Here is a 25,517-nt window from a genome sequence, read left to right as displayed (position 1 = left end):
GGTCCGTTTAAGTAGGTAGGAATTCTTGCTATACTCATGTTTTCTGGCCGCCAGAGGCCAACATCCTACTTACTAAAGGAATGATTGCCCCTAATCCACCTAAGGCGGTAATGAGCGCCTCAAAATCCTGTATGAATTCGGGATTTCCCAAGCCGATAAATACGATAATCGCCACGATTACCAAGTAAAGTAATATACGGGTGTTTGCCCAACTGCCGTTGCCGCGATTCTTGTTCTCGAGACGGAGGGCTTCGTTGAGCGAAACCGAAGTAACAACAAAGTTTTTAAAACTATAGTTGAATATCCGGGGTCCGTCTTTCCATACGATGAGGCCCTTTTTCATCAGGGAAAAGAGGCTGTTCCTGTTTTTTATGTTCATAAAGCCGTCTTTTGCCAGGTCGTAGAGCAAATAGCGTTCTCGGGTAGGCAAGGTATTCCATATATCGTTGTAATAACCGTGGGCCAGGTTTTGGGTATGCATAATCACATGTTGTATGTCAAGGCAAGGTTTTTTTTCGTCCTTCATCGACTTGGCCACTATTACTGGTGCCAAGTTTGGTAAAAACTTGCTATAGCCAAGTTCCCCTACAAGTAAATTGATATCCTCCAGACTGGGCATTTCCTTCTTATCAAGACCAAAAGTACACCTCAGTTTGGTCTTTTCGGGGTTTTTGGTAATGCCTATCAGAACTTGGGGAAAAGCACTCAAAATATTTCTCCAGGAGTTAAAGTCATCTTCCAGGCTTCCCCAGGGGAGGGTTGGGCTTTCAGGTGTGTTTTCGTACATCGCAAAAATTTGACTGGGGTACACTTCCGATATCAATATAATCCGTTTGTGTTTCGAGATAAGAAATAGAATGAGCTTGAGCTTGAGGTGGTTGGCCCGATAGGACTTGATATTGTGTTCTAAATGGTCGATTATAAAAACTTCACAAGTTTCCCAATCACCATCTGCTTGATCTTCCGAAGAGATGGTGAGCGCCTCCATTATTTCTTTTAGGTCGGCATCGTCCTTGACCGCGTCTAGCTGTAACATCGATAACACCATGCTTTTTTCGAAAACCGATTTGTTCAGGATTTCCTTGGCAAAATTGAGCTTTCCGGAAAAAGGAGGCCCGATCAATAGCAAACCTGAATTTGAATCCACATCATTGATTATCCTACTGAATTTCGCCGCATATTGGGCCTCTTTATTGGTGTCGAAATCGTTCGCCTTTAAATGGCTAAACCGAAAGGCAAAGTAGCGGTCGATAAAGAACAAGATCAAGGAAAACAATCCCAATAAGATGATTGCAAACCCTGTGGATTTTACGAAGAGCAATGTGTAATCCCTTTTTATCTTGTGCTGGGGAACCTCATAACCAATCACTATTTTGGCCTGGTTCCGGTTAGTTAACGTAAAGTCCCTTGGAGCTTCTGAATCATCGTTGCTTCCTCTAGCGGCCCAGCTTAAATCGTCCGCTCTTTTTTTGATGAGGCCTTGAAAAAGATTGATACGATTGTCGTATGCCGGCCAAATCGACCAAAGAAAGTTGTCAAGTTCGGTAGTTGGTTCCTGTTCTTGGCCATCTCCTTGCTCCCCTTTAACAAATTCCAAACAAAGGTTTGGGTGATATTGGCCTTCTTTTAAAAAAGTTTCATAAAGACTTTCGAAACCCCTACGCTCTGATTTAAATGGACTTAAGTTGATTTTAAGGTTGTTTTCCTTGTCCATGTACTTGTGGGCCATATAATACTGATCAATCCTTAGCCAAACCCCGTCGTTCTTTGTTTCAATGTTGGTGAATATCAAGAACGTTGGAAATATTACGGCCAAAAGCAACCAAGAAAAAAGAAAGAGGGCGTACCAATATTTATACGGAAGCTTAAGCCGACTACAATAGTCCGCAAAGGCTTTAAAGACAGCCTTTTCCTTTTTGCCTAACCAAGTCTTGTTCTCCGTGGCATTTTTGGGCTTCTTTACATACTGGAATTTTCTCCATACTATGTACAGGATGTAGAGTGTTTGAAGGGAAAATATTATTGTAAAATAGGTACTCGGACCGTTAATTTTAAAGAAAAGTAAATTTAATAATACAATAGTGGTAAACAGAATGAAATCGCGGATACAGTATTTGATATCCGGTTTATAACCATGTGGGTGCAAGGCGTAGAATACGATTATATAAGAGTTTATGGGTAATAGGATACAAAAAAGGAAGGACTCGATCGGATTTATGTTGTGGGCGCACAGCGCTACGATTATAAGTAAAAACAGTCCCAATAGGAGGGAGGAGGATAGTACCATATAATTGCGGGCCAAGGACTTTTTCGGGGTAAGAAAGTCAAAAAGAAAGCGGTCGTAATGGTATAGGCCCAGCTTTGGGTTTCTAATAATCAATGAAAGTATGGTTATAATCAAGATGACGATCAAAGCTATGGCCAGGATAATACACGACATGGTCAATACCTCTGAAATTCGACTACGGAGCAATTCGATATCGTAAAATGCAACAACACTTAAATCGGTCCCTTTTATTGGGGAAACATGGTACAGTTTTCCCTCGTCCCTATAGGTTAGCTTGCCGCGGGCATCTATCCTGCCTGCAATGGCGGCCAGAAACTTGTTGTTGTGTCTGGTTACATCGAATAGATTTTCTAAAGTAGCCCTTCCTTTTTCTGAATGAAACCAGACTCCTCCATCTTTATGTATCACTGCAAATTGAAAACCAAAAGGCAAAATGGCCTCGTGCAATGATTTTAACTGTGAGGAGCCTATTCGGTAACCTCTTAGGGGGTCTTTTGGGTTCTCAAGAATATAAACAGCTTCTTCATTTTGGTCTTCAATGGAGACGACCGGGCGCATGGCATATTTGATAAGCGATTTATTATGTGCTACGGACCAAATATTGCTACTATCCTTAAAGGCTTTAAAATAAGGTCTTTGTCCAAGGTTCTTGGTGTTTTCAATGCCCTTGTTGGCAATAAGTTTGATGTGATAATAGACCTCTCCCTTAGTGTTGTTCTTAGTTTTCGAAACAAATTTTAAATGCTTGTTATATCGATCTTTGCTTGGGTAAATTGAATCGATATGGGGCCCATTGTCTATTGTGTCGTACAAAAGGTCCTCGCGGTTCAGGTCCATTGAATACAGTGATTTCACAATGGAGGCGTTTTCCTCTTCGAACCGTAGCCGAAGGTCTTGGGTCAAATTTTTAAGCTTATCGGGAATGTGCAATTCATAATCGTTGTAGTATTTCATCAGCGACAAAAAAAACAAGATCAAAACAGGGGCCCCTACCACTATCGATATGCCCGAGAGAATGACATCATTACTAAAGACCCGTTCGTCTTCGGCAATGAAAAGCATTTTAAAGTAAGGCAGCCCAAAAAGGGCCAAAAGAAGAAAGAGGGACAATAGCGTAATGATCCAAGCGTCAAGTTGTCTGTTGGCAGCCTTGTATTTTTCCGTTTCGACAAAACCTATTATTTGAATGCCATACTCAATCGTAGGGTCAAGAGATGTTTTATAAGTGTAGTTTCGAGAGAAAAATTGATATTTGACCTTTTCCTTAGGAACGCCGAGAACCAGCCCCAAGTTATAGGGGTCAAGTTTTTCAAGCGAGTCCGGTAAGGCAACGGTACCGTCCAATGATGTTCTTATAATGGGTTTTCTTAAGGATGTTGGTGTCTTGTCCGGAACCTTCGTCTCCTTATCGACGCTAATCGAATTGTTCTTGAATATGAGGATATATTCATCAAACTCCTGTCTTAGCTGATTGGGTACCTCGAAATCGCTTTCAACGAATTTCCAAACACTTTTGGTATTTGTTTTTTCTTCGGTGAGTCTGTGCTTTGCTTCAATATATTTTTCCGCAAGCCTCTCAATGTTAAAGCGTAGGGATACGCCTTTAATTCCCCGGTTACCGATCTTTGGCTCGGTTATCTGCACGATTTCATATATGGTCTTGGCTTTCCGTATTTTACCTAATAAATCACTGTCGTCGGCCCTATGTTGGTTTCCATCCAATTCAGCTTCGTCTAAATCCTTGAGTATATCGTCCCAATTGGGTGTTCCGGCCTTGATTTCTTCCATGGCCTTGTCAATAATACTTTTACTGGAGAAGATACTTTCGTAATTCGTTGAGGATAATTTCTGAAACCCATTGTCCAATTGCTTTTTGATTATCTTAAAATTGGCATTAAGACTACGCAATCTGCTTTCTTGATAGTGGTATTCGTTATTCTTAATATAGGAATAGTATAGGGCGAACAGCACGCCGAGTATAGCTACTGCTATGGTGAGCATTGTAAATAAGCGCTTTCTGGCAGTAAAGGTCTTGCTTATCGAACTCCCTTTTTTCGATGTAGTGGCCATGGTGGTTAGTTTGGGCGGGGTTAAGTTCTTGATTTTGTAATTTCAATATCCGTGATGTTTTAATGAACCATAACATGAATGCCTGTTATGTTGTACGTCGGAAAATCAGGGGAAGAAAATTGAGATGGGTTGCCTTTGGTCGAACAGGTAAAAACTTAATTTATTAAGTTTTTACCTTACCTGAGGTGTTAAATGTATGGATGGTATGGGAATCTGTGTGGTTGGCTTTGTGTAGGTATCTGAAAATCAATTGTTTGAATTATGTAGCGCATTGCGTCATTTATGTAAAGTCCAATTGGTGATAGCCTTTCGTCTACACTATCGACTGTATCGGCTGCCCGTTTTTGTCCAACGATTCAATAAAATCGTGGGGTACGTTGTGGTAGGTATCCAGGCCAAGGGTCGCAATAAAGTCGTTGGAAAATACCCGGGCCATTTTTTCGGAAAGCAGCCAGCTTCGGCAATTCTTCCATTTTTCAACCCTGTCTCCGTACATGTATTCGGCCAGGCCGGGAAAGGCATAGTCCATACTTTTTCCCCAATGCACGGTAAACGGTATGTTTTCGGCCTGTAGCGCTTCGATCATAAAACGGGCATATTCTTCAAGGCTCGGTATTTTGCTCGATTTTTCCCATTGGATACCGTCTATTTCGATGACGCAGGTCTTGTGAAACCGGGTAAAACCCAAGGTAGCCTTCGTTTGGTCGACGTAGCGCATGGCGAAAATACCTGGTATCGGGTGCTTTTTGGTCATTTTGACCAAGGCGTTCAGCGCCTTTTCAGAATCCTCGATGGCCACGCCCACCGAACAGGCAAAGGCGGGGCCCTTATAACCGGCGTCCCAAAAGGTTTCGTAGAGCGTGGCCCTGATTTTTTCTTCGTCCTTGGTAATTTCGGGCAAGATGCTTTTCTGCAAACTCTTGATAAACCAGGGAATGCTCTTGGGGAACTTCTCACTGAATTTGATCAACAGATAGATGAGGTCCCTGTAAATCGATTTTTCGATCTTGCCAAAGGGGTCGGGGTAGGCCATCTCGTATTTTTTCTTGTACATGGCCTCCACTACATACCGGTCGTCGTCGACATAGGGGTTGATAAAAATTTTGTAGTGATAGGGCCTGTTGGGTTTGCCGTCCGGGCCTACCTCTCCCGCGATCTTAAAATCGGAGTTCTCGAAATCCAGGTTTTTCGATAGCGCCAGGGCCAATTTTTTATCGATACGTGTAACATAACGGTCAAGCAAAAAAAGATCCTCGGCTTCGAGGGCTACCCCATGGATAAAACCAAAACTGCCGAGCCCTACCAAAGCGGCATTGAACAGTTCGTCGTTTCGGATTACCCGGGCATTTATTCGGTTTGCAAAGGCGTCGTTTAAGCCGGGTCGGGTATGCCGCTCAAGGTACACATTGTCCGAAGCCTTCGGCCCCGTGATAATATTTAGTCCCACCACATAATCCTGTACCGCGCCCACGTCGAAGGCCGATCCGTGCACCCCGGTCGAAATACAGCCCGCAATGGTCTGGCCGTTGCTGGCCCCCGTTGTCTTTAAGGATTTGCCGTATTCGTTCAGTTTTTGTGAAATGCGCTTAATGGTGTTGCCGCATTCGAAAAAGAAGATGTTTTCATGCGCATATTCCGAATCGGGGTGTATATCGTCTTCTACGACCTCGAGGTCGAGGTACATCAGGTTGTTTTGGTGCATATTGTCCTTCTGATGGGCGATGTTCGACATCGACCATCGCGAGCCGTAGGCACGGAAGCCTTCGTCTTCGTCTATGCACTTTTGGATCAGGGCCTGTATTTCCTTGGCCCCGTCGTTGTAACGGTCGACCCTACTGGGCATGGTCGCCTTGCTTTCGTGGCGGGTGATGTACTGACGTTTTAGGTCGAAGAGCCCGTTCTCGTGAAGGGTGTCCCATTTTCCAACTAATAATTCGCTTGTCTTGGCCATGGTTTTTTTACATATCAGGAATCATACATACATATTTGATCTTCACTTTTCTTCGGCTTCCAAAGGTCGCCAAGTACAGTAGGTTGCCCCCGAAGGTATCGGTAAATTCGACCGAAAACAGCTGTCCCGATTCGCATTTCTCCTTGGGTACCTTGATCATCATACCGTCGGTAAGTACAGAGGTTTTGACCACGGCCACATATTCCCCGAACATTTTATCGCGGTACCAATCTTGGCCTTCCATGGTTTCCGGGGGCATCGGCACGCCGTGCGTGCTTACCAATCGTGTGGTGTAGCACGATTGGAGTAAGGACATGGCAATTAGCGCAGTGGCTCCCGAAAGAATGGTTTTGTGAAGTCTCGAGGTCATTTGTTTGGAGTTTTTGTTGTGAAACCGAATCTCTACCAAAACTTGGTGAAACTAAAAAGGGGAAGCTAAGGATAAGATAGTCATAAAACGGATACCGCTCCCCGTTTTATGTATGTCTAGCACGGTATAATGTACGACTAGTTGGTTTTTAAGTATTTGTTTGTGAGTGTTTTGTGCCGTTGTTTCGTTTTGTGGTGGTGATGGTGCGCCCCGGTCATTTTGTTTTGCAGGCCCACGGACCCGAGGTGGGCCATCGGGAACTTTTGGGGTTAAAGAGCCCTTTTGTTATGAAGAATCGACCGAAAGATGTAGTCTATAAGGCAATCCATACCAACTATACAATTCTGTTATGGCGACTCGCTGAAAGGAGGTATATTCATGAATAACCCCAATGAAAATGAACTTTTTAGAATTGCACCCAAGCCTAGGTCCCAATAGCGTTTTTGAAGATGCCGTTGTATCGAAGATGGCGAAAATCAAAGAGGCCTGCGAACGCTCGTACGGGTTGATGATCGGTATCTGTGGGGAGGAACAAGGTAACTTTTCTTACTGCAACAAGAAGTTAAGGGACAGTATCGGAGAAAACGGTTTCGAATTACTGGCAGATGGATGGAACTTTTGGTTTTCAATGATCGATCCTGGAGAGGTATTGGCCGTTAAAGCCCAGGTCCACAATATTTTTATGAATCCGGATACCAAGATTCCCCTTGTCTTGAGTTACCATATTACCAATTGTAATGGAGACCGGATGTACTTAAGGCATGAGATTTGTTTCCACCAAGTCGATGGTCGGAGAATCGCCATAAATTATTGGCACGATGTAACCGAAAAGGAAAGAATAGAGCGGCATTTGAAACGCTCGGGTCCAGGTGACGGTGCCCCGGCTTCAAACCAAGGCCCTTTGAACATATCTTCTAGGGAAGAGGAGGTTCTACGGCTTATCGCCAATGGTTTCTCATCCAAGGAAATTGCCGATATTTTGTTCATCAGTAACCATACGGCCATATCGCACCGTAAAAATTTGATTGAAAAGTTTCAGGTGAGGAACACCGCACACCTGGTAAAAAAAGCGGCCGACTTTATCTGCCTGGAGCCCTTTCTATAGAATGGTATAACTAAAAAGGCAAAATCCCCATTTATGGGGATTGTTTCGAAGGCTTTTTCTTTGAACCTTGCAGGTATTCGCGAATGGTATTACCCATTCGTTTCAAAATCCCTTCCCCAAAAAAACTTCCCCTAAGTAGCATATTCCCCTGTTCTATTGTTTTGAACTTAATCGAATTTGCCATGATCCATTCGACGTTAAAGTTTTTGACCCGGTCGGTCAACGATTATTTAAAGATCAAGAACGGCCTGGATGAGGACAAGGTTTTTTTGACCCATGTTTCGGGCGAGGGAGGTGTGGCCATTCCCGATAAGGCCCTGGGCCTGTCATTGGTCAATATCGAAGAGGAAAAGGTCTTTAAAGAGCAGAGCGCCACTTTTATCAATGGCGACGGTACGGTAGAATATAGAAACCCCGAGATAAAGCTGAACCTCTACATCCTAATTTCCGCCAATTATCAAAATAAAAATATAGACGATCCTTCCGATGACTATTATGAGGGGCTAAAGCAGTTGTCACACGTAATCTCCTTTTTCCAGGCGAAAAATGTTTTTACCCACGATAACTCGCCGGTTCTGGCAGCCGAGGAGCCCAAAATAAAAAAACTGGTCATGGACCTTTACTCTTATTCCTTTGAACAGATGTACAATTTTTGGAGCGTACTGGGCACCAAGTACCTTCCTTCCGTCCTGTACAAGGTAAGAATGATCACCATTCAGGAAGATGAGTTGATAAGCGACGCCCGACCGATCGAGGAAATTGATTTACTGGCTAAAAACAAATAAGCGTGACGACGAAATACAACAGGCTGTTTTCATTATCGCTATTGCACGAATATTTCAAGGACGGCATTAATAGGGCGCTTGCCCTAAAACCGGATGCCAACACAAAGAGAATATTGGGCAACGGAAAAATGCTGTTCAAAAGCTTGGGCAACAATGCAGTGGTCCTATTTAAGGCGGATAGCGACAGAACATCCCCCTTTATCGATTTGGGCCCGGACATCGTTTTTAGGTTCTACCTTACCACAGAGGGCAGTGATGCCTTCTTTAACATCACCAAACTCGATACGGCCAACAACTATGTAGTCGGCAACAAACTTTATTTTACGAATAACCCCGCCCAGGCGAGTGCCGATCCCGAATCGCCCGAGGTGTTGACACATACCCTATTGGACAGGGCGTTCACCAAATTGTTCACCTATTCTTTCTCCTTGGGAACCACCCATACGAAAACCAAGTTTAAGATGGCCGACAGCGAAGGCAACCTGGTTTCGGTAGGGAAGGATGCGGCCGGGAACGATCTGCCCACCATCTTAAACCTTACCCGGGACGACAGCAAGCAATTTCACCAACAGGTAGATGTTAGAAATAAGGTCAGCGGTGTTTATACGATTACCATTACAAATGATTCAGGCGCCACGATCCTAAGGGAAGAAACAGTGCTTATCGACGACCAGTCTACAGGGCAAGGAATTTTGGGTATTGTGGATATTAAATACAATACCGCTACCGGCCACATGTACGGGGCCACCGAGTACTACCGCTTAAGGTTTGAAAGAAAGACGGCCTTCTGGAAGTACCTGGTGGTAAATAAGACAAAATCGCTAAACCTATCCGATCCAACGACCAATTTAAGTATAGAGGATTCACCTTCCGGTGGAGGCCCACCCTACGCCAACGTCGATTTTAACCTCGAGGGAACCGAGCCCCATACCAGTATCAAAGTAAAGGGATACGATACCGTGGTTTTTAAATCGAGCGACAAGATACCAAGTTTTGAAGAACCGAAGCTGAATGTGAAGCTCGTCTTGAAACCGTCGGACCAAGTAATGGTCGAACACCTGTCGAACCCACCGGCCAATACGGTCGAAAAGGAAAATGGGGGCGATATAGAGAAAGAAATATTCGTATTCATTTAAAAGAGAGAACAATTATGGCAGATTACAGAACACCGGGCGTTTATATTGAGGAAATAAGTACGCTCCCAGCATCGGTAGCCCCTGTGGCTACGGCGGTACCCGCTTTTATTGGCTATACTGAAAAGGCCATTGTAGATAATGTGGCCATTGACCCGGCAACAACGAGAACACCTGTTCGGATTACATCCATGCTCGAGTTTGAAGCCCATTTTGGGGGAGCCTTTCAGGAGTACTACAGCGTAGAACTGACCGACCCCCCGGAAGGGGAGGTCCAAACCCAAATAGCGGTAAGCAGTGTGGGAACCACTCCCCTCGAATCTCCTTATATACTCTATTACCAGGTAAGGATGTTCTACGCCAACGGGGGAGGCACCTGTTATGTCGTATCGGTAGGTACCTATAACAATGGCGATGACGACCCGGCGACCTTTCCCGACGATGCGGACATTCCGACCGCTGCCACCGATATCGACTCAGGCGCACTGAACGAGGGCTTGTCGGCATGTGAGGAAATTGACGAAATAACGATCCTGACCGTGCCGGAGGCAATTATGCTGGACGATGCCAACAGAAAAACCATTTACGACAACATGCTGGTTCAGTGCAATAAGCTACAAGACCGTTTTGCCGTGATGGACGTAGAGGCCAGCGCATTGTCTACGGTTTTTAACGATGGCAACAGTTTTAGAAACGACAATGTGGGGCCTGATTATTTAAAATATGGGGCAGCATACTACCCCTCCTTGAAAACCCAGATCGAATATGCCTTTTCCGATGATACCGTAAGCATTTCCGATACGACCACCGGCGGAAACGGGGCCATTTGGGACGGACAGAGACTAAGTGCGGTAATTACCGGGCAAACCTTGGCCGGGGACGACATCCCCTTGAAGGCGACTGCAACCATTACCATCGAGGCGACCAATATGGTGGCCGGGGATACGGTTCAGATAGGAACACAGGTCTTTACCTGCACCGATGCGGGGGGCGGTCCCGATGATGAGTTCGAACTAGGGGCTTCCCCGAACGGCACGGCACAGAACCTGAATTCGGCCATCAACAATTTGGCCGCGGCCGAGGCGACGTCCCAACGAACGGCCAATGTAATTACGCTTACCGCGAAGGCCGACGGAGCTGCGGGCAATGACTTGGAACTTGAGTATACCCCCGCGTCGGGTATGGGCGCTAGCCTATCGGGAAGAACCTTTGAAGGGGGGCTTGATCGCTATATCGATACCGAGTTATACAATAGGATCAAAAAAGAAATACAAAAGCACAAGGTCGTGCTGTACCCCTGCGGTGCCATGGCCGGTATTTATGCCTCCGTCGATCGTGATCGGGGCGTTTGGAAAGCCCCGGCCAATGTTAGTGTGGCAATGGTGAAAGAACCGGTGATACAGATTACGAAAGCCGAACAGGCCGATCTAAACGTCGATGCCACTACGGGCAAATCGATCAATGCGATCCGCTTCTTTAACGGAAAGGGGAACATGGTCTGGGGGGCCAGGACCCTTGCAGGAAACGATAACGAATGGCGCTATGTTCCGGTAAGGCGCTTTTACAACTTTATGGAAGAATCGATCAAGAAGGCCACCGAGTTCGTCATTTTTGAACCGAATAGCAAGCCCACTTGGGTAAGGACCAAGGCGATGATCGAAAACTTCCTCACCCAGCTCTGGCGCGACGGGGCCTTGGCGGGAGCTAAGCCCGAGCATGCCTTTTTTGTAAAAATCGGCCTCGGGGAAACGATGACCGCCGTTGACATTCTCGAAGGTAGGATGAACATAGAAATCGGTGTGGCGGCCGTAAGACCTGCCGAATTCATCATTCTCAAATTCTCCCACAAACTACAGGAATCATAAAATAACAGTTAAAACCATAGATCATGCCCACGTATAACACACCCGGAGTATATATTGAAGAAATTTCGACCTTGCCGGCCTCCATTGCGCCGGTTGCCACTGCCGTGCCCGCCTTTATCGGACATACGGCCGTCACTGTCGACGAAGAAGGGACCGACCTCAAGTTCAAGCCGCAAAGAATTACCTCCATGCTCGAGTATATCGAGTTGTTCGGAGGGGCGGTCGACGAAAATATTACGGTAAACATAAGGGATACCTTTGATCCCGCCGGTGCTCTTTTAGGGCGTACTTACGCATCGGAGCTGACGGCAACGGCCTCCAATTACATATTATATCATTGTATGAGCCTGTATTTTGCCAATGGGGGCGGACCGTGTTATGTGGTTTCCGTTGGAGGCTACGGCGATCCCATTATCGTGGGCGATGGCTCTACTACCGGGATCGCTGGCGGTTTGACGGGAGGACTAAACGCTATCGAAAAGGTAGATGAACCTACCCTTTTGGTCTTTCCCGAAGCTACCAAATTGGCTACCCAGGGCGAATATGGTTTGGTGGTAGTTGCCGCATTAACGCTCTGCAACAAAGTACAGGACAGGTTCACGGTAGCCGATTTCAAGGGCGATATCACCGATACCACCGAGACCGAAAGCTATCGAACGGCCCTGGGAATGAACTATTTGAAATACGGGGCGAGTTACGGTCCCGACCTAAAAACCACCCTCAACCACGGATATTCCGAGACTACCGTTACCATCAGCCACCTTCAGGAAGATGGCGGAAGCGGTACGGCCCTGCCCGGTGGGGCCGAGGATTTCAGTGGCGACCTGACGGGTCTTGAGGCGGCGAACCCCAGTATCTACCGCTCGGTCATTGCCGAAATAGGGAAGTTGTACGTAGAGTTGCCTCCCTCTCCTGCCATAGTAGGGGCCTATGCCCGGGTAGATGCGAACAGGGGCGTTTGGAAGGCGCCCGCCAACGTAGGGCTCAATTCCGTATTGGCCCCTAAGGTTTTGGTGACCAATGAAATGCAAGACAACCTGAACGTAGACCCGTCTACGGGAAAATCGATAAATGTGGTCCGGGCCTTTTCCGGAAAGGGCATACTCATATGGGGCGCCCGTACCTTGGCCGGAAACGATAACGAATGGCGCTATGTTCCGGTAAGAAGGTTGTACATCTTTATTGAGGAGTCGGTAAAAAAAGCGACCGAATTCGTGGTCTTTGAACCCAATAGCAAGCTTACCTGGGTAAGGACCAAGGCCATGATCGAAAACTTCCTGATCGGTCTTTGGAGGGATGGGGCCTTGGCAGGAGCAAAGCCCGAACATGCCTTTTTTGTCAAGGTCGGATTGGGGGAAACCATGACCGCCCAAGATATTTTGGAAGGTAGGATGAACGTCGAAATTGGCCTGGCCGCCGTAAGGCCGGCCGAATTCATCATCCTAAAATTCTCCCACAAACTTCAGGAGTCTTAACCAGAAATCGATAAACAAATAATAATTAAAACAATACATTATGGCTATCAATTATCCCGTTTCGGTATTTCATTTTCAAGTAGAATGGGGCGGAACACGTATCGGATTTACAGAAGTTTCCGGCTTGTCGGTAGAACTTCAATCAATAGATTACAGAGAAGGAAATGCCGCCGAATACCATGTGACCAAAATGCCCGGTATTCCACAATATTCCAACATCACCTTAAAGCGAGGTATGTTCAGGGCCGACAACGAATTTTTTCAATGGCTGAATACGGTTTCCTTGAATCAAATCGAAAGACGCGACATTACCATAAGCCTTTTGAACGAGGAACACGAACCGGTTACGGTGTGGAAGGTAAAATCGGCCTGGCCGTGCAAGGTAGAGGGGCCTTCCCTTAACTCGACGGGCAACGAAGTGGCCGTTGAAACGATCGAACTATGCCATGAAGGGCTTAACATTGAATTCGTCTAAAGACCATGGCCAACTACTATCCACCTGTCGGTTTTCACTTTCGTGTCGATATCGAGGGAATCACCTCCGACGGAAATGATATCCGCTTTCAGGAAGTGTCGGGCTTAAACGCCAATATCGGCGAATTTACCTATAACGAAGGGGGCGAGAACAGGTTTGTCCATCGATTGGCGGATAGGGTTACCTATGAAAAATTGGTGCTGAAACGCGGCCTCCTGATCGGCTCGAAACTGATCGCATGGTTCAGGGATGCCGTCGAGTCCTTTAGTTTTGACCCCAAGGATGTTACGGTTACCCTGCTGAATGCCGACCACGAGCCACTGGAATCCTGGAGCTTTATAAAGGCCTACCCGGTCAAATGGTCCATATCGACTTTTGGCGCCCAGCAGAATGAAATCGTAATCGAAACCATAGAACTGAGTTTTCAATATTTCCGAAGATTGGAAGTAAGCTAAAAAAATGAGATATGCCGGTTGAAATTAAGGAGCTTATCATCCGAACCACGGTCGATGGGCAGAATAAAAAATCGAATACGGGAGCAGCGGAGCAAAGTTGTTCCGACCCTACACCGGCCGAAACGGGCCAGGTGCAGGTTGACGAAGTCTTGAAAATGATCAAGAACCAAAACGAAAGGTAATGGGGGTATTGGACGGTGTTTTGTTAAAGATGATGATTTTTTCGTACCACGCCGATGAGAACGGTATGCCCAAGGGCTTGCCCATTCCTTATCCCGTTATGTACAATCCTGAAAAACTGTCGAAAAATATCGCCGTAAACTACCAGGCCCAGTGTATACCTGGCGATAACGGCCAGGAGCAAAGCTATCACAGCGTGCAAAGTGGCGAGGTTACCTTCGAATTTCTCTTCGATGCCACGGGAACCTCGGTAAATTCCATCAACGGAGAGGCCGCGAAGGCTGTGGGAGGGGTGGATCTGGAAATTGAACTGTTTCTGAAACTTACGGGTGATGTCGATCCCGAGGAGCATAAGCCGAGGAGCCTTACCCTCGTATGGGGCACTTTTATTTTTAATTGCAAGCTCAAAAGTGCCCAGGTAAACTATACCATGTTCAGCGGAATCGGAAGACCCCTGAGGGCCACGGTTACCGCCACCTTCGTCGGGCACGAGTTTAGGGTGATCCAAGCGGCGCTGAACAAATTGTTCTCGTCCGACCTGACCAAGGTACACATTGTCAAGGCGGGCGAAACCCTGCCCTTGATCGCCAATGAGGTATATGGCAATTCCTCCTATTATATCGAAATAGCCAAGGCCAACAATTTGTCAAATTTTAGAAATATCAGACCGGGACAGGAAATTATTCTGCCCCCGGTTGAAAAACAAAGTGTCTAATGTTATTAGCAGACCTACACATTCCGAAAGGGACCGAAAGACCCTCGTATCGCATACTGGTCGATGGAACCGAGCTCGACGGTGCCTTTACCGTGCGAACCCTGGCCGTGACCAAGGCCATCAACAAAATACCGACGGCCCGGATCGAACTGGTCGATGGCAGTGTGGCCGAAGCGGACTTTGTGTCGAGCAACGAGGATGCCCTCGTACCCGGCAAAACGATGGAAATAAAATTGGGCTACCTCGGGGAGGAAGAAGCCGTTTTTAAGGGCCTTATCGTCAAGCACGGTATTAAGACCACGGGGGCCAATTCCAACTCGTTGCTCATCGTCGAGGCCAAGGGAGAGGCCGTAAAACTGACGGTGGGGAGAAAGAACCGATACTTTTCCGATAGCACCGATAGCGATGTCATACAGACGGTTTTGGGGGATTATTCCGATATAACCCCTGATATCGAGGCCACGGACACGGTCCATGCCCAAATGGTGCAATACTACTGCACCGATTGGGATTTCATGGTCTCAAGGGCAGAAACCAACGGGCAACTGGTAATGGCGGACGATGCCACCCTAAAAATTGCCGCACCCGACTTCGGACAAGAACCTGTGGCCAACCTTGCCTACGGGCACAATATCCTCGAATTCGATTTTGAGATGGATGCGCGAAACCAGTTTTCGACCATCGAAACCCGGGCCTGGGACACGGCCAACCAAGAGGTGGTCACAAGCAGCAACCAGCCCCGGCAGATTACCGAACAGGGAAACCTATCGTCGGCCGACCTATCGGCAACCCTAGGGGTGGATCCGCTCAACTATCAGCATTCCGGTAGTTTAGATCCGGAAGAACTGCAATCGTGGACCAATGCAAGGATGTTAAGGAGCCAATTGTCGAAAATAACGGGAAGGATAAAAATTCTCGGAAACAACGCAATCAAACCGGGCGACCTCGTCCATTTGGAAGGGGTAGGCGACCGGTTTAACGGAACGGCCTTTGTGTCGGGGGTCAGCCATTCGTACGCCTCGAATTGGAATACCCACCTACAGATCGGGTTGGATCCCAAATTCCTGACCGAAACCTACGACGATGTACAGGCCATTCCTTCCTCGGCCTTGTTGCCGGCCATCAGTGGACTACACGTGGGCAAGGTAACCGCTGTGCACGATGACCCCCGTGGAGAAAACAGGATCAAGGTGAAACTTCCGATAATCAGTACCGAGGAGGAGGGAACATGGGCGCGCATTACCACATTGGATGCGGGAGACAATAGGGGAAGCTTCTTTTTACCGGAGGTAGATGACGAAGTAATCGTCGGCTTTCTCAACGAAGACCCAAGAAACCCAATTGTAATAGGTATGGTACACAGTAGTGCAAGACCGGCACCCTTCGAGGCTACCGAAGAGAACAACGAGAAGGGCTATGTAAGTAGAAGCGAAATGAAATTGGTCTTCGACGACGATAAAAACCATATCCTTTTGGAAACCCCCAACGGCAACAAACTGCTCTTGTCGGAAGATGAGGGGGGCATTCAATTGGAAGATGAAAACGGGAACCAAGTCACCATGAACAGCGATGGAATCGCCCTCGATAGTGCCGGTGATGTAAATATAAAAGCCTCGGGCGATGTGAACATAGAGGGCACAAACGTCAACCTCAAGGCGCAATCGGCCTTAAAGGCCGAAGGGGCGTCAGGGGCCGAGGTGTCATCAAGCGCCACCCTCACACTAAAGGGATCATTGGTTCAAATTAACTAAAAAACAGAAAAATGGGAGCACCGGCCGCAAGAGTAAACGATATGCATGTTTGTCCCATGGTAACGGGTACGGTACCGCACGTAGGCGGCCCGATCTTGCCGGCGGGCGAGGCCACGGTACTTATAGGGGGGATGCCGGCCGCCCGGGTGGGCGATATGGCTACCTGTACCGGACCGCCCGATACCATCATTGCCGGTTCAAGTACGGTGATGATAGGAGGCATGCCGGCCGCAAGGTTGGGAGATTCGACCTCGCACGGCGGAAGCATAATCTTGGGCGAATTTACAGTTCTAATAGGATAGGTCATGGCAAAGGAAGAAAACGAAAGAATAGATAACAAAGGCTTCTTGGGGAGGGGATGGAAATTCCCCGTCACCTTTGCCCGCGGCAACAATGGGGTCGCCCTGGTACAGCACGAACAAGATGTAAAGGAAAGCCTTATCATTCTGTTGACCACCATCAGGGGCAGCAGGTTGTTGCGCCCCGGCTATGGTACCAGTGTACGCACCCTCATCTTTGAGCCGCTCGACGCCAATACGGCCACCTACATTTCCGAAGAGATCAAAAAGGCCATTTTGGTACACGAACCCAGGGTTTTTGTCGATAAGGTCGAGGCCCTGCAGCAATCCCTTAACGGAACCCTGAAAGTCACCATCGATTATACCATTATTTCCAGCAACACCCGATCTAACCTGGTCTTCCCATTCTATCTGAACGAAGGAACAAATATCTTGGAATGAGCAAAAACTGTCTTCATAACAACCCTTTAAGAAGGGACGGTACCAGCCAGCAACAACGTACGTTGAATACCCTGCTGCCCTCTTATGTGGCCGTTGACGAACGGAGCATGAAAGACCTATGGGCCTTTGTGCAGCGTTTTGCGCAAGAGATCAATTTTTTTGACGATAAGGACCAAATCGATTCGCATTGGGAAGATTTCTTTGCGATAACCGTTGAGGAATGGAAGAGTTTTTCCTTGGAGGATTATTTGGCACAATTAAAGCTCAATCAGGTCACCAGGCCCCACGAAGCCCTGTTCTTCGGTTTTCTCTATATGTTCAGGGTGGTTCAGGATGACATGAATACGATTACCGAAAGACACCTCGATTATTACTACAAGGAGGTCTTGCGATTAAGGGAAAAGCCGGCCGAACCCGACAAGGTTTCGGTCTTGTTCGAATTGGCCAAGCATATCGATAGCCATTTGCTAAAGGCCGGTACCGAACTCAAGGCCGGTAAGGACAATACCGGGGTGGAGGTTAGGTACAAACTCAACGAGGATACCGTAATCAACAAGGCCCAAGTGGCCGAGTTGAAGGCCCTTTTTGTCAACATGCACGATATATGGCGCGGGCAGGCCGGTTTGCCAAGAACGGATCATAGGATGTACCGTTCCCCGATAGCGGATTCCGCCGATGGGCTGGGGCAGGAAATAGAGACCGAAGAGCAGGACTGGCGCGTTTTCGGACGCCCCGATTTTGTAATCGACGAAGGCAATGCATCCGGTACCAAAATAGCCGACAGGCAACAAACCCAGGTAGGCTTCGCCATCGCCAGTCCGATACTTTATTTGGCGGAAGGGGAACGAAAAATAGAGCTTACCCTGTCGCTCAACCTAAGGTCGACCAAGACCAAGGTGGCCCAGTACATTAAAGACCGGGTAAGGATCCTGCTCTCGGGGGAGGAGGAATGGCTCGAAGCGAAAATTGTCGACGATGTCGATGCTCCCCTGTTCTATTACCAATCCCTATCCAAAAAAAATGCGGCATACATAAAGAAATTGTATCCCAAAAAAGGCCTTGAGGAACTGCTTTTGAAAAAGGTGGGTGAAGCGGGGTGGAAGATAAGGATTGTTGCCCGCCTGGAAGCCGATCAACCGGCAGTGGTCGCCTACGACAACGAGGTGCTCCAAGAACATATAAAAACGCAGTGGCCGGTCTTAAAGGTGTTGGTGGAAGATGGTCCCGATGATGCATCGCTCTATAAAACGCTTAAGAATGCCGGCGTGAGCCATGCGGAACTCGCCGTTGAGGTCGACTCAGGGACCAACGATAGTCCCGGAATCCGAAACATTATCGTCCAAAACGACAACGGGAGGCTCGATCCCACCAAACCGATGCCGATTTTCGGTAGCCAGCCTCATTTGGGGAGTAAATTCTACATAGGCTCCACCGAGGTCTTCCAAAAGAAGCTGGACTACCTCGCCCTAAAATTCCAATGGGTCGACCTGCCCCAAAACTCCTCGGGGTTTAGCGGACACTACAAACACTATCACGTGGCAAATACCACCGACGACAGGGACAATACGGGGTTCAAGACCAAAATTGAAGTACTCAGTAAAAAGAAGTGGGTCGAAATTGCCGATGACCGGCCGCTCTTTACCGATTTGGAAGGGAAGGCCATTGCCGATGGTACACCACTGCCCTCGGCAGAGGCCCCTAGCAAGATCGAGGAGGAAGGCGACAGCTTAAAGAACCTTCCCCGCCATGTGGGAATCGGGGATTTCGAAGCCTACCAGGCCTCTTTGCCAAAAGGCTTTATGCGCCTTTCCTTGAAGGGTAGGGATTTTGGACATAGCGAATTTCAAAATGCCTACGCCTACCACGCCATCAACATGGCCAACGATTCTGACAAGGGAGGGGAGGCTACGGACCCCAACATCTTAAGAGCTGTGAAAACCGCGGATGCCAAGGCCTTTGCCATCGCGCAGGGAAGTGACGAGTGGACCCTGCCGAACCCGCCTTATGTGCCGACAATAGAGGAGCTCTCGCTCTACTACCGCTCCAGTGTCTCGTTTAAGCTCGACAGTAAGTCTACCGGGGAAGAAGGCCCCGATACGGTGGAGCAATTTTTTCATTTGGAACCCTTTGGAAATTACGAAGTAGACCGCAAGAAGGCATCCACTACCTTGCTGCCCCAAATGGCCGATGAGGGAAGTCTGTACATAGGTGTGGATAATTTAAACCCGCCCCAAACCCTGGCCCTGCTGATCCAGGTGGCCGAGGGGAGTGCGAATCCTGAAAAGGCCAAGCAAGAGGTGAAATGGAGCTATCTCTCCGAAGAAACCTGGCAGCCCTTCGATGCGGGTATGCTGCTGGGCGATGGCACCAATGGCCTGCTCACTTCGGGGATCGTAAAATTTGACATTCCCCGGGGCATAGCGTTGGGGAACAGCAGAATGCCTCCCGATCGTTATTGGCTAAAGGCCAGTGTGGGCAAGGATTCGGATGCCGTTTGCGATATCGTGGCCATCAGGGCACAGGCCATTAGCGCCTCCTTTGCCGATGCCGGTAACGATCCCAAGTTCTTGGAGAACGCACTGCCGAAAGAGACCATCGCCAAGCTGGTGAACGCCGATGCGGCCATCAAGAAGTTGGAGCAACCGTACGCCTCTTCCGAGGGTAGGCCCCCGGAAAAGGAAAAAGCCTTCTATACCCGGGTAAGCGAAAGGTTAAGGCATAAGAACAGGGCCATTGCCATATGGGACTATGAGCATTTGATCTTGGAGAAGTTCCCGAAAGTATATAAGGTCAAATGCATTAACCACACCCTTTTTGACGGAAGCCTGACGAATTATAGCGAAACCAGGCCCGGGCATGTAACCTTGGTTATCGTGGCCAATGTGCAAAATAAAAATGCGGTAGACCCTTTAAGGCCGAGGGCCAGCCTCGACCAATTGACCGAGATCGCTTCGTTTATCGATACGATCAAGCCGCCCTGTGCGATGATCCATATAAAGAATCCCCTCTACGAAGAGATCAAGGTCGATTTTCAGGTCAAGTTCCATCACGGGATCGATGTGGGGTACCACATTTCAAAACTGCAAGGGGAAATCAAGCACTTTTTATCGCCTTGGGCTTCCAGTTGCGCTTCCGATATCGTCTTTGGGGGAAAAATCCATAAGTCCGTCATCCTGAATTTCGTAGAGGAAAGGTCTTATGTCGATTATGTGACCTGCTTTAAAATGTACCATATCGTAAGGGAAGATCCCGATAACAACCCCGGTAAGGACGTCGATGAGGCCATTGCCCTCACCTCGGTCTCCATCATCGGCTCGGCCGATGGGCATACGATAAGGGAGATCGCCGCCAATGCCTCCGACCAATGCCAATGTGAAGACAATGTCATCCATAGTACCAAACAACTGACCGTAACCGATAAATGCTAAAACCAAAGCCGGAATGAGCGAATCGCAAACCATATCAAAACAATTACCTGCCTTAAAGAGCATGCAGTACGAGACCCTGCGCGAATTGGGCATACGCCATATTCAGGAGCTGGCGGGGAAATTATGGACGGACTACAACACCCACGACCCGGGGGTGACCATCCTCGAGGCACTTGGTTACGTACTGACGGATATCGGATACCGAATCGATTATGACATCAAGGATATCCTTGCCCAAAAACTGGGAGACCCAAGTTACTACGACATAAAAAATTTCTACACCGCCAAGGAGATACTCCCTGTTTGTCCCGTGACCTTTAACGACTTTAGGGAGGTGATGATCGATGTCGAGGTAGTGGACGAGAGCGGGGAAGAACCCCAGTATTACGGCGTTAGGAATGCATGGATCGCAAAGTCTCCCGATGCGGAACATAAAATTTACGTCGATCGAAAAAGAAGCGAATTAAGACTTTCCCCGGTTCCCGGGCTGACCAAGCAGGAGGGCTTTTACGTTAAGACGCTCTATGACGTTCTACTCGAATTCGACAAGAACACCACCTATGGCGACCTTAACGAGAATAGCATTGCGGGCAACTTTGTACTCTACGAATTTCAGGACCTAAAGGTTTTGCAAGGCCTGAAAATCGCCGCCGTAATTACCTTTCCCAGCTGGGACGACCCCATCGACTGGTCCGACTACGATGCGGTGCGCAATGGGGTGGGTTCCGTAGACCTCAAGGTTTTGGAGATAGCCGATGGTTACGGCCTGAACTACCAAGTGGCCAACGACAAGCGGGTGGTACTTTCATTGGCGCCCAACTCAAAGCCTATACCCCACTTGGAAGACCTGACGGCAGCGCTCAACGCTTTTCTCTACGATCCCAATGAGGGACTGATCGTAAAGTATATCGAAAAAATCGGGATCGTCCACCAAGTTGTTGGGGAAGTCAAGGCCAAACTGCATCAAAACCGCAATTTGTGCGACGATTTTTTTCGGGTGAATGCCCTCAAGGTCGAAGAAATCCTGGTCTGCGCCGATATTGAACTGGACAACCAGGCCGATGTGGAGGAGACCGAAGCGGCCCTGTTCTATGCCATCTCCAATTTTTTGTCGCCTACGGTGTATTTCTATACCCTTGAGGAAATGATGGACAAATGCGGGTTAAAGAATACCTATACCGTTCAGGCCATTGACAAGGGAGAAAAAAAGGTGACCGTCGGCTCCCCTCTAAAGGAAGACGTGGGTAGCGAGGATACGGTATCCATTTCCGGCGATGACGGCATCGCTGGCGAATACACCGTCAGCTGCATAAGGAAGAACGAACTTAACCCGGACTTTACCGACATCTATGTGATGGAGGAAATCAAGGCCGATACCTTTGCCGAGGGGACCCTCTTGTTTGTCGGAAGAATGGATGAAAACTTATGCAGAACCGTTGATGAAATTTTTGAGGGACCCAGGTTGAAGCACGGGTTTATCGATGAAAAGGAATTGGAAGCGGCACAACTGACCAAGGTAATCCGCGTTTCCGATTTGATCCGGATCATTATGGATGTGCCCGGTGTCAAGTCCGTCCGCCATATCCAAATAGCCAATAAACCCCGGGACAACGACGATGCCATACCCGAAAGAAGTGTCAAATGGTGCCTCGAACTGGCCTGGGAGCACAACTACGTGCCGAGGCTGAGCCGGGATAAGTCGAAAATCACCTATTACAAAGACCAATTGCCCTTTTTGGCCAATGACGGGGAGGTTATAAGTCTCTTGAACGAACTCGAGGAAGCCGAAAGGCCCCAGAAGATTCGCTATCCAAAAATGGATATCGACCCGCCGGTGGGAGAGTTCAAAGACCTAGAAAATTACGTTTCGATACAGGAAGAGTTTCCCGATATCTATGGGGTAGGTACTTCGGGTATCCCCGATCTGTCCTCCCTTGATGGCCTAAAAAAAGCGGAACGGCAAGGAAAGGTAAAACAATTGAAGGGGTTCCTGACCTTCTTCGATCAACTGATCGCCAATGAGCTGGCCCAACTCAATGGGGTAAAGGATCTCTTTTCAATGAACGGCGAAAAAAATGAGTTTGGCGAATACAACATAGACCGCACCTATTTTTCAAAACCCCTTTACGATGTTATCCCCAACGGGGTCCCCTTGTACAGGGACCGGGCGGGGCATTTGGCAAGCCTTGAAAAAATAGTGGAAAGCGAGAAAGTGTACATTGAAAGAAGAAACAAGTTCTTGGACCACCTGTTGGGCAGGTTCGCAGAGACCTTTACCGATTACGCCCTATTGGCCCATAAGATCGACAAGCAAAATGCCGGGGCCGACCTGATCGAGGACAAGCTACAGTTTTTAGACCGCTATCCGGCCATAAGTGCCGAGAGGGGAAAGGCGCTCGATTACAGACAGTGGTGCTGCCCGTGGCATGTCGATAATGTCTCGGGGGTAGAACAACGGACTTCCTTTCTCTTGGGAATTGCCGAAAAGGAAATACAAGGTTTAAACTTCGGTCCGAATTTCTCCATCGACACCGCTGCCATGGGCTTTACCATTGCGGCCGACGACGCAACACCCTTGCTAAGGCACAATGGGAATTTGGAGACCGAGGTCGCCGTAAAGGAATTGTTGGAGCAACTCGTTCAAGTGGGCCTCTACAGAAGCAATTATACCATTGTGGTAGGGGAGGATGGCAAATTTTCCTTTCAACTGGGGTGCGATGGGCAGGTATTGGCCCTGAGTGCCAAAAACGATTTTACCTCCGATACCGACGGCGGCGATGCCGATACCGCTATCGGGCAAGTGATCGAAATCCTGAAAAAGGAACATCTCGATAATCCTGAATCGAACCGCAAAAACCTGGCCTGTCCCTATAAAAACTATTTTACCTATTCACTGACGGCCGATGTCAGTCCGGCGATGCCCGACTTGCCCACCTATTCCTTCAGTTATTCGCTCTATTCCGAAGCCTTCAATTTTACCGAAGACCATAAAATCATTGAAGGTACCATTACCGAGGAAGTTGTACTCGAAGAAACCGAAAACCCGCCCCTGACCGAAGCGCAGGTACTCAAAAAAGGGGAGGCCCGGATCGGAAAATTATTATGGGAAATCGTATCGAGCGCCGGTGATAGGCGCAATTACAACCTCGATGCGGAACAGTCTCCGTATCGCTTTGCACTTCGCAATAAAAAAGGGGAGGTGCTGGGCCAAAGCACGGGTACGGATTTTAACGCCCTGTTGGCCGACCAGATAAAGAACAGTGAGGGTTCAACGCTTCAAATCAGGAATTCCGGGGCAAACGATGGGGAGTATACGATCAGCGATGCCCAGGCAAAGGGGCCCTACATCGAAATTGAATTGACCGGGGCCCCGCCATCGGCCATTTTAGACGGGGAGGCCATGTGGGAGGAGCGCTTCGGCATCCAGGAAATCAACATAGCGGAAAGATACCTTAAGGCCAGCTCCGATATCGGTGCGCATTTTTTGGAAGGGGATACCTTCGAAATACGAAATTCCTCGAGCAACAACGGCCGTTATACGATACGGGAGATTTCGGAAGAGGGCGGCAAAACCGTACTAAGGCTTTGGGAACCCGTTCCGACGGACAAACCCGATGGCGTTCTGATCGACGGTCACGCCTTTCAAATAATGGGCGTCGATGGAAAAACGATAACCGTAAAAGGGGGTGAGGATGAAAAGGCCGTTCAAAAATTGATCGATTTCGTTACGGATACCTTTCTGGCCCACGAAGGCATGCACCTCATAGAGCATACGCTGTTAAGGCCCCGCATCAACGAGGACCTGTTTCTTCCCATGGCCCCTAAAAGCTTGGTGCCCTTGGAGGGGAGCAGTGCCCGGATGGTCTTTCACAGGTACAGCCAAATTGTAAAAGTGGATGCCCAGGCCGATACGGTCTTGGTCGAGGATAATATCAAGACCGAATTGTCGGGTGACACTATTTTGGTGGAGGGAGGGACGTACGACGGCCATAGCCTAAAGGTGGTCAAGGTGAATACCCTTTCGGGCAAATCGAGGTTAAAAGTGGGGCAGGACCTCAAATTCGATGTACCGCAAGCCCCGTTCGAAAACGGAAGAATCCGATACGCGACCCAAGCCGAGATCACCAAGATCAAGCCTACGTCCAATACCTTGGTAACCGATGATGTCAGGGTCAAGGATATGGCCGAGGGCGATACCATTATCCTTATCAATTCGGAAAAGGAAGGCAACGAAGGGGAGTATAGGGTTCAAGGTGTAAAAAAGGTAGGGGATGCCTACGAGGTAAAATTGTTGTCGAAATTGCAACGGGTACAAGACCGGTTGCTGCCCATTTACCTGGACCAAGATTGCGATACCTGCCAGCATAGCGATGTGTATTCGTGCATTGCGACCGTCATCCTGCCCTATTGGGCCGACCGTTTTGTAAATATCAATTTTAGAAAGTATGTCGAAAGAACCATTCGCCTCGAAACCCCGGCCCATATACTGCTCAATGTTTGTTGGGTAGACTGTGGGCAGATGCAGCACTTTGAACAGGCCTATAAAACTTGGCTTATGGAAATTAACCGGCCGATATGGAACAAACCGGAACTTTCCAAGGCGCTCAACGAGTTCATCGAGGCCTTGACAGCAAGTAGAAACATATACCCGACCGGCACCTTGCACAGCTGCGATGAAGAAGAATCGCTTGAAGGGGCCATCGTATTGAACAATTCCGTTTTAGGAACCTAA

General features: G+C 48.2%; 17 protein-coding genes. 14 read left to right on the top strand and 3 right to left on the bottom strand.

Features of this window, described 5'->3' with window-relative positions; all coding sequences use genetic code 11:
* Positions 1 to 34: 34 nt before the first annotated feature.
* From BUB37_RS17330 to BUB37_RS17320, 3 genes are all read right to left on the bottom strand, one after another.
* Positions 35 to 4,357: a hypothetical protein gene (locus BUB37_RS17330; protein WP_072995096.1), complete on the bottom strand. Its 4,323-nt coding sequence runs from the start codon at positions 4,355 to 4,357 to the stop codon at positions 35 to 37.
* Between the two features lie 313 nt (positions 4,358 to 4,670).
* Positions 4,671 to 6,308, bottom strand: coding sequence for an FAD-binding protein (locus BUB37_RS17325; protein ID WP_072995095.1), 1,638 nt, complete (start codon positions 6,306 to 6,308; stop codon positions 4,671 to 4,673).
* A 7-nt stretch (positions 6,309 to 6,315) separates the two neighbouring features.
* Entirely contained in the window at positions 6,316 to 6,678 is a 363-nt protein-coding gene (locus tag BUB37_RS17320) for a hypothetical protein (RefSeq protein WP_139278133.1), read from the bottom strand.
* 397 nt (positions 6,679 to 7,075) lie between these two features.
* Here BUB37_RS17320 and BUB37_RS17315 point away from each other — a divergent pair, with 397 nt between their 5' ends.
* From BUB37_RS17315 to BUB37_RS17255, 14 genes are all read left to right on the top strand, one after another.
* The gene (locus BUB37_RS17315; RefSeq protein ID WP_244526881.1) at positions 7,076 to 7,783 is read left to right on the top strand and encodes a response regulator transcription factor; all 708 of its coding nucleotides are present in this window, start codon (positions 7,076 to 7,078) and stop codon (positions 7,781 to 7,783) included.
* Between the two features lie 182 nt (positions 7,784 to 7,965).
* Positions 7,966 to 8,568: a Pvc16 family protein gene (locus BUB37_RS17310; protein ID WP_072995093.1), complete on the top strand. Its 603-nt coding sequence runs from the start codon at positions 7,966 to 7,968 to the stop codon at positions 8,566 to 8,568.
* 2 nt (positions 8,569 to 8,570) lie between these two features.
* Positions 8,571 to 9,704, top strand: coding sequence for a hypothetical protein (locus BUB37_RS17305; protein ID WP_072995092.1), 1,134 nt, complete (start codon positions 8,571 to 8,573; stop codon positions 9,702 to 9,704).
* Positions 9,705 to 9,718: 14 nt separating this feature from the next.
* A complete protein-coding gene (locus BUB37_RS21810) occupies positions 9,719 to 11,566 on the top strand; it encodes a phage tail sheath C-terminal domain-containing protein (protein WP_072995091.1) in 1,848 nt (615 codons plus the stop codon).
* A gap of 23 nt (positions 11,567 to 11,589) precedes the next feature.
* On the top strand, positions 11,590 to 13,041 hold the full coding sequence (locus BUB37_RS17295; RefSeq protein WP_072995090.1) for a phage tail sheath family protein: 1,452 nt from the start codon (positions 11,590 to 11,592) through the stop codon (positions 13,039 to 13,041).
* Between the two features lie 40 nt (positions 13,042 to 13,081).
* The gene (locus BUB37_RS17290) at positions 13,082 to 13,516 is read left to right on the top strand and encodes a phage tail protein (protein ID WP_244526880.1); all 435 of its coding nucleotides are present in this window, start codon (positions 13,082 to 13,084) and stop codon (positions 13,514 to 13,516) included.
* A 5-nt stretch (positions 13,517 to 13,521) separates the two neighbouring features.
* Positions 13,522 to 13,971 carry a phage tail protein gene (locus tag BUB37_RS17285; protein ID WP_072995089.1) on the top strand — a complete coding sequence of 150 codons (450 nt, stop codon included), beginning with the start codon at positions 13,522 to 13,524 and terminating at the stop codon, positions 13,969 to 13,971.
* An 11-nt stretch (positions 13,972 to 13,982) separates the two neighbouring features.
* Positions 13,983 to 14,153: a DUF5908 family protein gene (locus BUB37_RS21675; RefSeq protein WP_170863185.1), complete on the top strand. Its 171-nt coding sequence runs from the start codon at positions 13,983 to 13,985 to the stop codon at positions 14,151 to 14,153.
* Positions 14,153 to 14,866 (top strand): CIS tube protein, encoded by a 714-nt coding sequence (locus BUB37_RS17280; protein ID WP_072995088.1) that lies wholly within the window; start codon positions 14,153 to 14,155, stop codon positions 14,864 to 14,866. Before BUB37_RS21675 ends, BUB37_RS17280 begins: the two co-directional genes overlap by 1 nt.
* The gene (vgrG, locus tag BUB37_RS17275) at positions 14,866 to 16,617 is read left to right on the top strand and encodes a type VI secretion system tip protein VgrG (RefSeq protein WP_072995087.1); all 1,752 of its coding nucleotides are present in this window, start codon (positions 14,866 to 14,868) and stop codon (positions 16,615 to 16,617) included. Before BUB37_RS17280 ends, vgrG begins: the two co-directional genes overlap by 1 nt.
* Before the next feature lie 11 nt (positions 16,618 to 16,628).
* Entirely contained in the window at positions 16,629 to 16,919 is a 291-nt protein-coding gene (locus tag BUB37_RS17270) for a PAAR domain-containing protein (RefSeq protein ID WP_072995086.1), read from the top strand.
* A gap of 3 nt (positions 16,920 to 16,922) precedes the next feature.
* Entirely contained in the window at positions 16,923 to 17,357 is a 435-nt protein-coding gene (locus tag BUB37_RS17265; RefSeq protein ID WP_072995085.1) for a GPW/gp25 family protein, read from the top strand.
* Positions 17,354 to 20,785, top strand: coding sequence for a baseplate J/gp47 family protein (locus BUB37_RS17260; RefSeq protein WP_072995084.1), 3,432 nt, complete (start codon positions 17,354 to 17,356; stop codon positions 20,783 to 20,785). The genes BUB37_RS17265 and BUB37_RS17260 overlap by 4 nt, the downstream gene beginning before the upstream one ends.
* 13 nt (positions 20,786 to 20,798) lie before the next feature.
* A complete protein-coding gene (locus BUB37_RS17255; protein WP_139278132.1) occupies positions 20,799 to 25,517 on the top strand; it encodes a hypothetical protein in 4,719 nt (1,572 codons plus the stop codon).

It is taken from the genome of Pseudozobellia thermophila (genome assembly GCF_900141855.1).
Taxonomy (GTDB): Bacteria; Bacteroidota; Bacteroidia; order Flavobacteriales; family Flavobacteriaceae; genus Pseudozobellia; species Pseudozobellia thermophila.
The sequence above is the reverse complement of the archived record's forward strand: the minus strand, read 5'-3'. Positions and strand labels throughout refer to the sequence as shown.

Coding starts and splice junctions, on each gene's coding strand:
- BUB37_RS17330 (WP_072995096.1), bottom strand. CDS start 4,357: ATGGCCACTACATCGAAAAAAGGGAGTTCGATAAGCAAGACCTTTACT.
- BUB37_RS17325 (WP_072995095.1), bottom strand. CDS start 6,308: ATGGCCAAGACAAGCGAATTATTAGTTGGAAAATGGGACACCCTTCAC.
- BUB37_RS17320 (WP_139278133.1), bottom strand. CDS start 6,678: ATGACCTCGAGACTTCACAAAACCATTCTTTCGGGAGCCACTGCGCTA.
- BUB37_RS17315 (WP_244526881.1), top strand. CDS start 7,076: ATGAACTTTTTAGAATTGCACCCAAGCCTAGGTCCCAATAGCGTTTTT.
- BUB37_RS17310 (WP_072995093.1), top strand. CDS start 7,966: ATGATCCATTCGACGTTAAAGTTTTTGACCCGGTCGGTCAACGATTAT.
- BUB37_RS21810 (WP_072995091.1), top strand. CDS start 9,719: ATGGCAGATTACAGAACACCGGGCGTTTATATTGAGGAAATAAGTACG.
- BUB37_RS17295 (WP_072995090.1), top strand. CDS start 11,590: ATGCCCACGTATAACACACCCGGAGTATATATTGAAGAAATTTCGACC.
- BUB37_RS17290 (WP_244526880.1), top strand. CDS start 13,082: ATGGCTATCAATTATCCCGTTTCGGTATTTCATTTTCAAGTAGAATGG.
- BUB37_RS17285 (WP_072995089.1), top strand. CDS start 13,522: ATGGCCAACTACTATCCACCTGTCGGTTTTCACTTTCGTGTCGATATC.
- BUB37_RS21675 (WP_170863185.1), top strand. CDS start 13,983: ATGCCGGTTGAAATTAAGGAGCTTATCATCCGAACCACGGTCGATGGG.
- BUB37_RS17280 (WP_072995088.1), top strand. CDS start 14,153: ATGGGGGTATTGGACGGTGTTTTGTTAAAGATGATGATTTTTTCGTAC.
- vgrG (WP_072995087.1), top strand. CDS start 14,866: ATGTTATTAGCAGACCTACACATTCCGAAAGGGACCGAAAGACCCTCG.
- BUB37_RS17270 (WP_072995086.1), top strand. CDS start 16,629: ATGGGAGCACCGGCCGCAAGAGTAAACGATATGCATGTTTGTCCCATG.
- BUB37_RS17265 (WP_072995085.1), top strand. CDS start 16,923: ATGGCAAAGGAAGAAAACGAAAGAATAGATAACAAAGGCTTCTTGGGG.
- BUB37_RS17260 (WP_072995084.1), top strand. CDS start 17,354: ATGAGCAAAAACTGTCTTCATAACAACCCTTTAAGAAGGGACGGTACC.
- BUB37_RS17255 (WP_139278132.1), top strand. CDS start 20,799: ATGAGCGAATCGCAAACCATATCAAAACAATTACCTGCCTTAAAGAGC.